Origin of the sequence: Labilibaculum manganireducens, from assembly GCF_963665805.2 — a bacterium.
GTDB lineage: Bacteria > Bacteroidota > Bacteroidia > Bacteroidales > Marinifilaceae > Labilibaculum > Labilibaculum manganireducens.
Map to the genome: position 1 here is coordinate 1,901,987 of NZ_CAXXEE010000003.1, position 14,757 is coordinate 1,916,743.

General features: G+C 36.8%; 8 protein-coding genes. All 8 read left to right on the top strand.

All coding sequences use genetic code 11. The annotated features are described in order from the left end of the window. Positions 1-109 precede the first annotated feature (109 nt). The 8 genes from ACHZAX_RS07320 to ACHZAX_RS07355 all read left to right on the top strand — a co-directional run bounded on the left by ACHZAX_RS07320 (position 110) and on the right by ACHZAX_RS07355 (position 14,707). The gene (locus ACHZAX_RS07320; protein WP_320018597.1) at positions 110-3,604 is read left to right on the top strand and encodes a SusC/RagA family TonB-linked outer membrane protein; all 3,495 of its coding nucleotides are present in this window, start codon (positions 110-112) and stop codon (positions 3,602-3,604) included. A 222-nt stretch (positions 3,605-3,826) separates the two neighbouring features. After that, positions 3,827-5,368, top strand: coding sequence for a RagB/SusD family nutrient uptake outer membrane protein (locus ACHZAX_RS07325; protein WP_320018598.1), 1,542 nt, complete (start codon positions 3,827-3,829; stop codon positions 5,366-5,368). A gap of 11 nt (positions 5,369-5,379) precedes the next feature. After that, the gene (locus tag ACHZAX_RS07330) at positions 5,380-6,270 is read left to right on the top strand and encodes a hypothetical protein (protein ID WP_320018599.1); all 891 of its coding nucleotides are present in this window, start codon (positions 5,380-5,382) and stop codon (positions 6,268-6,270) included. A 31-nt stretch (positions 6,271-6,301) separates the two neighbouring features. After that, positions 6,302-7,369: a thioredoxin family protein gene (locus tag ACHZAX_RS07335; RefSeq protein WP_320018600.1), complete on the top strand. Its 1,068-nt coding sequence runs from the start codon at positions 6,302-6,304 to the stop codon at positions 7,367-7,369. Further along, positions 7,356-8,564, top strand: coding sequence for a TlpA family protein disulfide reductase (locus tag ACHZAX_RS07340; RefSeq protein WP_320018601.1), 1,209 nt, complete (start codon positions 7,356-7,358; stop codon positions 8,562-8,564). Before ACHZAX_RS07335 ends, ACHZAX_RS07340 begins: the two co-directional genes overlap by 14 nt. 457 nt (positions 8,565-9,021) lie before the next feature. Further along, positions 9,022-9,573, top strand: coding sequence for an RNA polymerase sigma factor (locus ACHZAX_RS07345; RefSeq protein ID WP_320018602.1), 552 nt, complete (start codon positions 9,022-9,024; stop codon positions 9,571-9,573). A gap of 266 nt (positions 9,574-9,839) precedes the next feature. Continuing rightward, the gene (locus tag ACHZAX_RS07350) at positions 9,840-11,027 is read left to right on the top strand and encodes a FecR family protein (protein ID WP_320018603.1); all 1,188 of its coding nucleotides are present in this window, start codon (positions 9,840-9,842) and stop codon (positions 11,025-11,027) included. Positions 11,028-11,167: 140 nt separating this feature from the next. Continuing rightward, the gene (locus ACHZAX_RS07355; protein WP_320018604.1) at positions 11,168-14,707 is read left to right on the top strand and encodes a SusC/RagA family TonB-linked outer membrane protein; all 3,540 of its coding nucleotides are present in this window, start codon (positions 11,168-11,170) and stop codon (positions 14,705-14,707) included. Positions 14,708-14,757 lie beyond the last annotated feature (50 nt).

The window sequence follows — 14,757 nt, forward strand, 5'->3', positions numbered from 1 at the left end:
TCATCACAAATTTATGAAAAAAAAACTAACCCACCTTATTCCGAATTGGGATAGGGCAAAAACCCGACAGTGGCTTATGAGACTTACTGTATTAAAAATGATTTTGTTGATGAGTTTACTAACGACCTATGCGCGGGTAAATTCTCAAATGATCATTTCGAATTTAAAATTGGACGAAGTAGAACTCTCAGAGGCTTTGGAGAGAATTGAAGAATTGACAGATTACGATTTTGTATTCTCTTACGATGATGTAGAAGGTTACCAAGTATCGGTTGATTTGGAATCTGCAACATTGGAAGAATGTCTGAGTGATCTATTTCAAGAATTACCATTTACTTATACCACAGATGAAGATGTAGTAATTATAAGCTACAGAACACAGCAACCGGTTAACGAAGCAGAACAAAAAAAGAAAGAGGTTAAAGGAAAGGTTACCGACGAAAATGGAGTTCCCTTGCCTGGAGTTTCTGTTGTTGTTAAGGGAACTACAAATGGTACAGCAACTGATGCAAATGGAGATTACCTTATTTCTTTTGAAAATGAAAATGCAGTACTGTTATTTTCATTTGTTGGAATGTTGCAGCAAGAGATCACTTATAATGGGCAGACCGATTTAAAAATAGTTTTGAAATTTGATACCGCAAATTTGGATGAGGTTGTTGTTACAGGATATCAAGTGATCGATCGTAGAAAACTGACAAGTGCAGTTACTTCTGTTAAAGCAGAAGATATTTTGGTAACAGGAGGGAATACTATTGATAAAATGCTTGAAGGACATATTTCAGGTATGGCTGTAAGTACAAATTCAGGAGAGGTTGGAGCTGTACCAAAAATACGAATCAGAGGAACTTCTACTTTGATTGGGAATCGTGAACCTTTATGGGTTATCGATGGTATTGTTGTTTCTGATCCGGTAAAAATATCTCCGGAAGAGTTGAATGACCCTGATTACGTAAATCGCATTGGAAATGCTATTTCAGGCCTGAATCCACAGGATATCGCAAGAATCGATGTTTTAAAAGATGCTTCGGCTACAGCTTTGTATGGAACAAAAGCAGCCAATGGTGTAATTGTAATTTCTACTAAAAAGGGTCATGCAGGAAAACCTGTTGTTTCCTTTAATACTAATAATAGTTATAAATTACGACCTCGTTATTCGAACCGCAATATTAATTTAATGACTGGCAAGGAAAGATTAAATTTTTCCCGTGAACTTTTAAATGATAATTACGGGTATGCAAATAATGTATCCTGGGTAGGTTATGAAGGCGCATTGCGAAGCTTATATGCAGGAGAAATTGATTATAATGAATTTAACGACAAGGTCTCTTCGTTGAAGAATACAAATACCGACTGGTTTAAAGAATTGACTGAAGATTCATTTTCGTCAGACAATACCGTTAGTGTTACAGGTGGAACAGATAATATCCGTTACTATTCTTCTTTTGGATACTCCAACAATAACGATGTTATTAAAGACAATACGAGCAAACGTTATACAGCTGTTCTAAATTTAGATGTGAGATTTTCTCCTGCTTTTTCTACCTCATTTGCTTTTAATGCAAACAAAGGAAAGCGCAGGTATTATCAAGATGAAATTTCTCCTGTTAATTATGCATACAATACAAGCCGGTTAATAGCTCCGGAAGACAATTACCTTATTAATGATGGTTTCGGGTATTATAAGTATAATATATTAAATGAATTAGCCAACAGTGGCTGCAAACAGGAGAGTAATAATTCTACCTATCGTATCAATATGAATTTTTCTCCTAAAGATTGGTTGTCATTTAATGGAATCTTTTCATATACACAATCCAATACTGATATCAATTCTTACTGGGGTGAGTCTACTTTTCATGCATCTGTATTGCGTAGAGCAGAAGTTGGTGATAAAATAGATTCAGAGTCCAGTCAATTACCATTTGGAGGTGAATACACAATGAATCAAACCCGGAACAGTTCTTATACTGCACGTTTACAGAGTAATATTAATAAATATTGGGGGGATTCTGAACAATATAATATCAATGCTTCTTTTGGTTTTGAAATGAACTCAGACAGGTATAAAGGCTATGAGAATACAACAAGGGGCTATTATCCGGAGCGGGGAATGCAGTTTGCCATAGTTGATCCAACTTTATATCTGGCCTATGCAAATTGGCAAAGTGCCAATTTACCTGTAGTAAGTGATAACCTTTCTAATGTGCTTTCCTTCTATTCGAGTGTTTCCTATAGTTATAAAAATTTGTTTACCGTTAATGGTAATATGCGTTACGATGGGTCAAATAAATTTGGAAGCAAAAGTAACGACAATCTTTTGCCAGTATGGTCGGCTTCGTTTTCATACAATCTGAATGAGCATTTGAAAAGTTTTACAGGAGTTTTTGATGAGTTGCTTTTGAAAAGTTCGTATGGCTATCAGGGAAACATGTTGAGTGGCCAATCACCGGAAATGATCATTTCAAAACAGCCATATAATACACATTACAATGAATATGTATCGAAGATTTCTATATTTCCTAACGAGAATTTAAAATGGGAGCGTACGGGTTCCTTTAATTTAGGCTTGGAGTTTTCGATGTTTAACCGCAGGGTAATGGTAAGCAGCTCTTATTATCATAAAGAAACAAAAGACGCCTATATGCAAAAGAAGATATCCGGGGTGAATGGTTTGAGTTCGACTGTAGTAAACGGGGGAGAGATTATTAACTCGGGTTATGATGTTTCAATTACCGCGATACCCGTAAAAACTGAAAATTTTAAATGGTACTTGTCTGCTTCAGGTTCCTACATGGATAATAAAGTAAATACACTTCCTTCTGCAGAACAATACGATTATACAGATTTTTTAAAAGGAACCGCAACGGTAAAAGGGAAATCGGTGAGTTCCTTTTATTCCTACGATTTTATTGGCTTAAACCCCAACGATGGAGGCCCAATGTTTAACGATTTGGAGGATAAGAAAGAAACTTTGTACGGAATCGACAATTATGATGTGTACATGAAGGTGATGAAATCAAGCGGACGCAGAGAGCCTGTTGTTACAGGAGGTTTTAATACAACATTAGAGTATAAAAATTTGAGACTGAATGCCAATTTTGCCTATAGTTTAGGGGCAAAGACCCGTCTTTTTCGTCTGTACAATCAAACAGGATCAGATATTAGGCCAGAGTACAATATCAATCGGGAAATGCTTAACAGATGGCAGCACCCGGGTGATGAAAACGTGACAAGTATTCCTGCTGTTATCAATCCTAATTCGGATTCTTATTATGGTTATGCCAGTCATTGGTCAGGATTCACATCCGGGCAGGTTCCCACTATTGCCAATAGCTTGTGGGAGATGTATGATTATAGTGATTTACGTGTTGTGAGTGCCGATTATTTAAAATGTTCAAGTCTGTCTTTAACGTATTCATTCCCGGAATCAACGATTTCACACTGGGCGCTATCCAGATTAGAAACCTCTTTTCTGGTTTCCAATCCATTTATTCTTTGTTCCAATAAATTAAAAGGACAAACTCCAACACAAAGTGGATTTACTGATATTCAACTTTCAGAGCGTCCTGCATTTACTTTGAGCCTTAGTGTATCATTCTAAAAACTTTACGATTATGAAACGTCCATGCCAAAGCGATTTTGACACACAGGGAGATGATTACCTCAGCATGGTAAGTTCTCCCGAAACAAGTTCGGGACAGGCTATATGGCAATTAAAAAACAAATTATAATCATATGAAACGTCCATGTATAAAGCTTTCTACACAGAGAGAGATGATTATATGGTAAGTTCCATCTGACAAAAACTTAAAATTATAAACAGATGAAAAAATATTTAATAATATTCCTCCTGTTTGCACTAGCCTCCTGTTCTGATTTTTTAGAGGAATACTCGCAGGATCAGGCATATGTTACCGGGTACAACGATCTTGATGAATTGCTGTTGGGCAATGCATACATGAAACGCACCAATGTGCAATCTTATCAGTGGGGAGTTAGGGAAGGTCTTTATTACCCTTATATACACTTTATGGCAGATGAAACCGAGCAATATTTAAATGGCAGTACTTATCTCTCTGAAGCCGCTTGTTTTACATTATATGGATATTCTAACTGGCAGCAAAAAGTAGAACGAAATCCTGATGGGGGCAATAGCTGGGACGATTCAGCAGATTGGAATAATTTATACAGTCATATCAATTCTTTGAATGTTATTCTTTCATCTATTACTGATTTTAAAGGGACAACAGATGATGATATTTATAACATTAGCAGAATAAAAGGAGAGAGTTTATTTTTGCGGGCGGCATATTATTTTGTGTTGACAAATCTTTTCGGAGAAGCCTACAATCCATCTTCTGCTGAAACTGCATTGGCAGTGCCATTAAAAACTACACCTTATATTGAAGATATTACTTATACCCGAAGTACGCTTGCTGCGATGTATCAACTTATTGTTGACGATTTGCTGGAGGCTGAAAAGGCATTGGATGGTGTGGAGCACAAATCACTTTATCGAGTTGACGTGAATGGGGTTCGATTACTGTTAAGCCGGGTTTACTTGTATATGCAGGATTATGAGAATGCTAAAATTTATGCTCAAAAAGTATTGGATGTAAAAAGTTCTCTTCAGAATTTAAACACATTTTCGGGCGAAGAATTTTTAAATCCATCTTCTCCCGAACTGATTTTTTCCATGGGGGCAACATCAATTCCAGGAAATATTGCTGCAGGCACCTCTCTTTCTTCCAATAATTTTCAAATCTCTGCAGATCTGTACAATTCTTATGAGCCAGGAGATTTAAGAACAACGTATTATGTAGTAAAAGAAGGGCAAATTACATACCTGAAAAAGATGACGGGAACTGATTTTGAAACCAAAGATTTATCGGATAATTTTGTTCTCAGAACTTCAGAGGCTTACTTAAATTTGGCTGAATCTGCCGCTTTCTTGAATGATGACAATACGACAAAACAAGTTCTGAATGAATTAAGAAGTAACCGTTTTAGCAGTGATTTGTATGATAATTCAAAAGTAAATAATCTTACGCATGACGAGTTAATTTATTTTATCAGGGATGAACGTCGCAGGGAGTTGTGTCTCGAAGGCCATCGTTGGTTTGATTTACGTCGATATAATGTTGTGCCGGAGTATCCGAACACCAAAACATTGACAGCATCGTATACATACTTTGAACAGGATCCAAATACTTATAAGTATGTTCCTTCGGCAAAAAGATCATTTATTTTAGCTCCTAATGATCCGGCCTATACCTTGCCCATCCCTGAGTATGAAATTGAGTATAATAAGGGAATGAAAGATAATGAGAGAGACGCCAGAGATGGTTTTTATGAAAGTTTATAATACGAATTGATATGAAAAATATATATATAATTTTGTTTTGTCTGATTTTATGTAATTCGTCGTGTAGTGAAGACGAAACCTATCTTGAAACAGACTATCCTCAGGAGAATATTTTTGCACCTGCCGAGGGAGCCATGGACGAAGAATCTTTGCTTAGGAGAGATTTTTTTAATGCAACGGGAGTTTACCTACTTTTTAATGACACCTTAACTACCTATACTGTCACATCTTTGGCCGGAGAATCAGTTGTTGTGAATGAGATTTTTAACCCCGGGTATGCAATGACCAGTTCGTCATGGGCCGATAAATATGAATATATATATTATGATGATATAGAACTTCAAAAGTCAGCTGCTGATTTCGTGAAAAACGAAATTTTGACCAAAATCCCAAAGGAAATGTATCCGTTTTCATTTTTACTAACCGATAGCATGTTCGTAAGCAAAAACAACTATGGAATGTTTTCAGAACCGGAATTAACAAATTTTTATAATGGATTGCAAGGAGCTGTTCTTGCACCGGGTGATCTATTTGTTTTAAGCGAAAACGAACAAAAAGTTTTGGCTTCGAGCCTGTTAAAAGAGATCATAATTGCACAGGTAGATAAAATCCCCGCAGCAAAGTTTGAAAAGTTTTACAGTTACAGTAACGAGTACTACGATATTTTCTCGTGGAATATTCCGGAACCATATCCATCAGTAGGATTATTGATGACCTATGTTTACGCATGGGGAATACCTTTTAATTCTGCAGAATATGATTTGAAGGCTTATATCGAAGAAGCTTTTGCAATGAGTGAAGAGGAATTCAGAACAAATTATGCTGAATACCCTATTTGCATCGAAAAGATGGAAGAGCTGATAAAAGTGTTGGAATCGTACGGAATAGTAGTATATGAATAGAAATTTATTTGAAAATTTTAAAAAAGTAATTATGAAAAATATTTTATTGGTGATTTTGTTGTTTTGTTCATCTCTTCTATTTTCGCAAGAAGGGGTGAAAGTGGAGTCAATCACATTTAAAGAAGCTCTGGTGAAAGCAGAGCAACAAAAAAAATTAGTTCTTATAGATGGATATACGTCATGGTGTGGTCCGTGCAAATGGATGAAAAGGCAGTTTAAATCTGCAGAAGCCGGTCTTTTTTTTAACAAACATTTTGTTTTTCTGGAATTCGATATGGAAAAAGAAGGAAAAACTTTGGATGAGAAATACAAAAAGGAAGTTACAGCATATCCAACGTTTTTAATCATTCGTCCGGATGGAGAAATCCAGCATAAAGTGGTTGGGGCTGATACGCTATCTATCTTTATAAATATGGTCAAACGAGGTCTTACTAAAGAGACTTCATTGGATTATTTAGAACAGAATTACAAACAGGGAAAACTGAGTAAAAAGCAGATACTAGATTATATTAATGCTTTAACAGATGCCTCTTCAAAAAAAGAAGTCGCAGAAGTGGCAAATCAGCTTTTTGAGAATTTATCTGAAAAGGAAAGAGTAAGCAGTGATTATTTATTATTGTATAGGTGTATTCATTATCGCGATTGGAACAGTGACCGTTTTGCTTACTATCTGCGACACTACAAAGAGATTGCTCCTATGATGGATCAAGAAAGTATTGCTTATGTGAGAATGGCTGCATTGTGGTCACATTTCATTAATTACTTAACAGGAATGATAACTCCGGAAGAGAATTATGGAGCCGAATTGAAAAATGAAATTCCTTCATTCAGAATCTTGCTTGAAAATGCAGAAATTCCGGATCGGGATTTTTATTTAGCATTGGGAGATCTTTCTGAGTCGCAGTTTTTGAATGACAAAATTGCTTACGAAAGAGATTTTAACAAAGTTTTATCGTTCCCTGTTGACGAAGAAGTATACGATGTGCTTATGAGATCCCTGCATTTAGTTTGGGGAGAATCTTCAGAATCAATGAAAATAGAAAACAAAACAGGTCGAATGTTGGAAGAAAAATTAAACAGATCTTATGAGAAAAAATAAAGTGAGCAGATTTGCGGTTTTAATTTTAGGGATCGTTATACTTTCTTTAAATGCGTGCAAAGACTCAAAGAAGGAATTTGAGATAACAGCGAAAATACCGGGAATGTACAATGGTTTAATTGTTGAATTGATAAATGATGAGGATGGCAGCGGCACTCTGATGGCAATTGATACCGTTGAAAATGAATCTTTCGTTTTGCGGGGAAGCGTGCATGAACCTGTAGTAGCTAAGCTGGTTATAACTAACCGGGCGCTGATTCCAGAGGATGCATCATATGAAAAACAATTGGAAACAACAACTTCCTTATGGGTGGATAATGTTAAAATGCAATATAAAGCAGCACATTTGGATAGTATTCCACGTTCCTATGTATATCTGTCTTCGCCACTGTATCAGGAAGCTAATGTAACTGTTGACGGAGGAAAAGGAGAGGAAATGTTTACAGCATTTCGCAATCAGTTACGTCCTTATGAAATTGATTATTCTGAGAAGAGTTTTCGATATTATTCGTGGGAGGAAAATAGTGACGTTTCAAAGGAAAATCTGTACAATGATTTGCACAATGCTCATCAGGCACTTCTTGCTGCCTACAAATCTTTCATCAAGCAAAATGGGAGTTCTGTTTCTCTATTCATAATGAATAATTTTTTAGATGCAGAATACAGCTTTTCGCAGGAAGATTTAGCCATATGGAGAAAGGTTGCGGGTGCGGTAGAAGGAGATTCGATCCGGGTATCTGAAATTAAAAAGAAGCTGGATAAAATGGCGCCATATACAACAGGAACGCCTTTTCAGGATATTGATGTTTTAACCGGAAAAGGTGAAAAGTTAAGACTATCTAATTTTATGGAAGAGGAAAAGTTTTTATTTGTTGATGTGTGGGCTTCGTGGTGCATGCCGTGCCGTGCAGCAATACCTTCTGTAAAGCGGTTGTATTCCAATTACAATAGTAAGGTGGAATTTGTAAGTCTTTCTATTGATAAGGATGAAAAACAGTGGCGGAAAGCATTGGAAAAAGAGAACATGGAATGGCCGCAATTGCTGCGGGACACTGCTACCATGGATCAACTTGAAAAAGCGTATCATTTAATGAGTGTGCCTACTTTTATATTAGTTGATAAAAGCGGAACAATTCGTCACGTTGGGCATGATCCGGAGAGTTTAAATATCGTTTTTAGTAAATTTATTAAATAGAAAATTATTTGTGATATGCCTTAACTTATCAAGTTACTAGCTTATTGTAAATATGCTATATAGATTTTTTGATTGAAAATATTGAGTTTGTTGAGGGTGTCTGGAATAGCGGACACCCTCTTTTTTTTGAATTGGATTCTATCAAGTATAATTCTTATTTGAGGTTCTGAACAAAGGAATGTATAGGTTTAAAAAGAAATCAATTAATTGGCATTGTAGTTCTTACGTTCAAACAGATTTTAACTTTGATATTGTTTTTAAAGCAAGCTTTGCTAATACTAGGCATTTGTATTTAAACGATTTTGATCCGGAATTGAAACAATCAGACTGTTTACTTTTAGGTCTGTAAGTCTAAATTGGTTAAAGAATAAATGTCCATATAATTATAGAATATTTTGATATTTCTAAATGTAGCTTTTGCATATTCAAGTAGCTTTTCTACATTTACAGCCTGAATATGGAAAATCACGAGCAAGATATCATCAGAAAGTTTAAAAGTGGGGACGAATCCGGTCTCCGTCTCTTGTTCGATTTGTACTATGTGCCACTTTGTGCATACGCCCACAAATATTTTGATTCCATCGATCAGGCCGAAGACATTGTACAGGAAGCTTTTATTTCATTGTGGGAAAAAAACAGGTTGATTAATTTTACTGGTTCCATCAAATCTTACCTTTTCAGTATTGTTCGGAACAATTCTATTAATAAAATTAAGAAAGAGAACCAGTATCGCTTCGAGGAAATCGAGAATCAGGCTTATACTATTATCGAAGATAAATTTGAATCTCAGAACATCGAGCAACGGAAAGAGAATCTGTATCAGGAAATCGAGAAATTGCCCGGGCAATGTAAAAAAGTATTTGAAGCAATTGTTTTCGAGAAGATGAAATACGTTGAGGTTGCAGACGAGTTAAATGTATCTGTAAATACGGTTAAAACTCATTATTCAAGAGCCTTAAGGCAATTGCGAAGCAATTTGGATATTCTTATCATGATCATGTTGCCCTAAAGTATCAAGTTCCAAGTATCAAGTTCCAAGTATAAAGTGTATTGCTCCGTGCTTTAGCTCGGAGTTTCAGATTTTTGATTGTTTTTAAAGTCCTCTCTAGGATTAGGGGTTCTTAACCAGTTGTAATTATCTTTCGACTATTCAAACCTCTTCCAGACCCGAATTAACTCTAAATTCTTACCTTCTCTGGAAAATTTATAAAAAAATTAAAAATTCTTGTCACCCATTTTCATCATTTTCACTTATAGAGTTAAAAGAACAATAAAATGAGTTTTTCAAAAGAAGATATTATCGGTCTTATTAATTCCTACAATCAGAATACGATTTCAGATGAAGGGATTAAACATTTAGAGAATTGGTTGGCAGAAAATGAAACGAATGCTGATGAATTTGCAAACTATTTGGCTTTGCTTAAGGAGAGTGGAGCGATAAGCAGTCTTACAGAAATAAAGACAGACGTGGCTTGGTCTAGAATAATTGGAGCAGTATCAGCCACTAAAAGGCAGTCGAAAAACAGAAAATTACATTTTTGGTTGCCCTATGCAGCTGCAGTAGTCGTGATGTGTGTGGTAGGATATTTAATGGTGTATCAAGTCGAAAAAGATTACAATTTCGATGGCAATTACAATTTTGCTGAAATATCGACTATTGGTTCCAAAAAAGCAGTTTTAATATTGAACAACGGCAATGCTATGAATCTGGAAGAGAATCTGGATAGTGTAATTGCTGAAGTTGATGGAACTTTGATTCAAAATGATGGATCTAATGCATTAACTTATAAGAAGAGCAGTTCACAGCAAAACAAACTAATCTACAATCAGATTAATATACCCCGTGGAGGAGAATATTCTTTAACATTGGCCGATGGTACAAAAGTTTGGTTGAACTCTGAATCGTCCTTGAAATATCCGGTTCAGTTTATCGGGGAAATCCGTAAGGTGGAACTCACCGGGGAAGCCTATTTCGAAGTTGCTCATAATAAGTCGAAACCTTTCATTATTGAATCGCATGGTACCGAGGTGAAAGTGTTGGGAACCAAGTTTAATGTATCGGCTTACAATGATGAAGAGGATATTACAACAACATTGGTTGAGGGAAGCGTTCAGGTAAGCAGTCTGGGCAATTCTGAATTATTAGAGCCGGGTTACCAGGCAGTTGTTAAAAGAGGCCGAAGTCAGTTTCAGGTAAATAAGGTGAATGCCGATCTGTATACGTCGTGGATAAACGGGGTGTTTCAATTCAAGAATCAGTCTTTAGAAGAAATTTGCCATCAATTAAGCAGATGGTACAATGTAGAATTCTTTTTTACTGAGAATCAATATCGGAATTTAAGATTTGCAGGTGCTGCAAAGAAAGACAAGGAATTGGATTTTACATTGGAGATAATTGAAAAAATGGCAGATGTGAAATTTGCCATAAAGGATAACAAAGTAATCGTTGGAAAACCTTATTAGTAAAACTCATTTTGCCGGATAATCACCGGTACTGATGATAGAAAAAGAAAACAGGAAATGCGCACACATTCCCTGTTTAATTTAGAAACCAACCATTGAGTTATGAAATCAATGGCAGTATTAATCTAGACCATAAAGTTATGAAAAAAAACCTGAAATGGCGGTGTTTATCACCCGCTGTTCGAAAAACCCTGCTGGCTATGAAGCTAAGTTTACTATTAATGTTGGTTTGTACCTTGCAGCTTTCTGCATCGGTATCCCTCGGCCAACAAGTTAGTGTTCAATCCGGAGAATCTTCTGTGGGAAGTATTCTGGAAGATTTGAATCATCAAACCGGAAACATTTTCATGTATAATAAAGAAGATGTTGATGATCAGATATCCATTGAATTGAACATGACCAATGGAAGTTTGGAAGAAGTTTTGGATGAAATCTGCAGGCAAACTCCTTTTAAATATGAGATTATCGATGAGTTTGTTGTAATTACCAGGAAGGCTCCGGTAACTGAGCCGGCAGTTGAGCAAGAGAAGAAAGAACTCAAAGGCAGGATTACTGATAAGGAAGGAGTTCCGTTGCCCGGAGTTTCGGTTGTTGTCAAAGGAACCAATACAGGTGTAGCCACCAATATTGATGGTGAGTACGTCATCAATATTGAAGATGAGAATACTGTATTGGTTTTTTCTTTTGTTGGGATGGTTCCGCAAGAAATTGCTTACAAGGGAAACGCAGACCTGAATGTAGTTTTGAACTATGATACGGCTAACTTGGACGAGGTTGTAGTAACAGGATTTCAAACCATTTCTAAGGAGAGGGCAACCGGCTCTTTTGATATTATCAACAAAAAAGCTCTGGATAAGCCAAGCATGAGCTTGGCAACCCGCCTTGTTGGAACTACAGCAGGGATGAGATCTACTTTGGATAGGGACGGGAATGCAAAATTCGAGATTCGCGGACAAACCAGTTTTGAAACCAGTTCTTCTCCATTAGTTGTTGTGGATGGTTTCCCTGTAAAGGGGAATTTCAATTCGATCAATCCAAACGAAGTGGAATCGGTTTGTGTGCTTAAGGATGCTGCCGCTACTTCAATTTGGGGAGCAAGAGCTGCCAATGGGGTAATTGTTGTTACCACAAAGAAAGCCGGCAAAGATACCCCTCTTAGAGTTGAGTTCTCTTCTTTTCTTAAAATAGGGGCTGAATATGATATGGATTATTCAAACAATAAACCCTCTTCAGCCGAAACCATAGAATATGAACAGTATGCCTTTGATAAATGGGGGGTAAGAATGATTGGCGACTCAGACAGTTGGAGTAATTTGTGTACTGCCAGAACTCCTGCTGTAACCTTACTAAGTGAGCATCGATTGGGGAAAATAAGCGATGAAGAATTGCAGGTAGGATTGAACCGGCTAAAAACCCTTGATAACCGTGGGCAAATACGTAAGTATATCTTGCAGAGACCCATTAGTCAGCAATACAATCTTTCCCTTTCCGGTTCAACTTCCCGGATGAGTAACCGATTGTCCTTACTTTACAATACCAGCCGACCTGCATTTAAAGGAAATGAATCGAAAGGGTATATGCTCAATTATAATGTTTCAGCATCATTGGCCAAGTGGATCGATCTTGATATTAGTTCCATGATTCAGTATCAGGATAATGAGAATGGTGGTTTTAATGGAGGACATATCACCAGTTTGGCACCGTATGAAATGTTGGTAAATCCTGATGGAAGTCATACAAATATTAGCAATAATTATTATGCTCCAAATATTGAAAGGCATGTACCAACGGGTTCATTTCCCTATACAAACTGGGGATACAATCCAATCGATGAAGTTAACAGTACCAGTAAAACATCAAAAGATTTAAATGCCCGAATTCAGGCAGGACTAAGCATTAAACTCTTTGAAGGGCTTAGATATTCCACCAAAATTCAGTACGAGCTTTACAATAACTGGAGAAAAGAGCACTATGGCGAGAATTCATTGTACGTTAGGTCTATGGTAAACCGAACTTCGTCGTGGGACAGAGAGACGGGTGAAATTGTTGCCAATCTGCCAAAAGGGGATATTTTGAAGCAGGATCGTTCAGAATCGAAAAATTACAATTTCCGGAATCAATTGGACTTTAGCAGAACATTTAACGAAGTGCATACGCTAAGCTTTTTAGCTGGAACCGAAATTAGTCAAACAAGAAGATTGGATTTTGATTATTCAACTACTTATGGTTATAACAATGAAACGTTAAACAGTGCTCCATTCCCCAATGGAACGGGGTATCCTAACCGAATTTACGATTGGAGCGGATACAGTACCCAGTTTTATTATACAAATGCCTTTTCTGATGGCATTACCCGTTACTTTTCTTACTATGGAAATATGGGGTACTCCTACAAGAATCGTTACGACATTTCAGCCAGTTACCGTACCGATGCCTCCAATTTTATTAGTGATGATCCCAAATACCGCTATTCTCCGTTTTGGTCCGTTGGAGCAGGCTGGGTGTTGAGCGAGGAGTCTTTTATGTCGGATGTATCGTGGGTTGACAGACTTTCGGCGCGGGCAACTTTTGGATACAATGGGAATTCTGACAACTCTACTTCATTTAAACCTTTGGTTAGTGTTGGGAATCGTGATGCAGAGACCGGAGACTTATATGTTTTTATTTCAAGTAAGGGCAATCCTACTTTACGATGGGAGAAAACAGGAACACTGAACCTGGGTATCGATTATTCCTTATTTAAGGGAAAACTATACGGTAAGGTTGATATGTACAACAAACATGGGAAAGACATTTTAACTTATGTTAGTATTCCCAGTGTGAATGGATCCAGCCAGCAGAGGATGAATAATGCTGAAATGTTGAATCAAGGAATTGAATTCTCTTTTGGAACACATCAACAATTGACTAAAGATCTTACATGGAATGGGAATTTAAACTTTTCGTACAATAGAAACAAAGTGAAAAAGTTGTACATCGCTTCGTATAGCGGTTATGAATTAACCATTGGTTACGAAGTGGAAGGAGAGGATGCCAATTCGCTTTGGGTGTATAAGTATGCAGGCATCCAGAATATGGGTTCAGAGACTTCCCCCAATATGCAACCCGTAATTCATGGTGTTGACGGAGCATTGTATCAAATAGGAGATTCTCGAAGCGAGAATGGGTTGGATTATTTGAAGAATGCGGGAACCAGAGTGCCTCCTTATACTTTAGGCTTTTCAAATAACTTTTCGTATAAAAACTTTGATTTGTCTTTTGTGTTTACGGGAGCATTTGGACATAAATTTCTTCGTTCAGGCTTTAACTACCAAACTTCTTCGGGAAGAAACCTGCCCAATGGTTTCCTTTCTGATGTATTTGCCGATGGCAAGCCATTAAGAAATACCGGAAAAATAGAATTGCCTTACGATGAAAATGACTATGATTACTATTACTGGCATAAAAATAACATGGACTATATGGTTGCCAACGCCTGGAATATTCGATTGCAGGAGGTTAATTTAACTTATCAGCTGCCAAAAAGGATCATTTCAAACTTAAACCTGAGACGAGTGGTTGCTTATGTGCAGGCAAACAATCTTTTAACACTAAAAGGAACAAAAGAGGATCCTGAATTCACCCGGGGAAGTCAGCGCTTACTGCCTTCCTATACATTTGGATTTAAGTTGGATTTTTAAAAGACAATTAGTAAACGTACATGGTTAAAGCTTTTATACAGGCAGGGAGA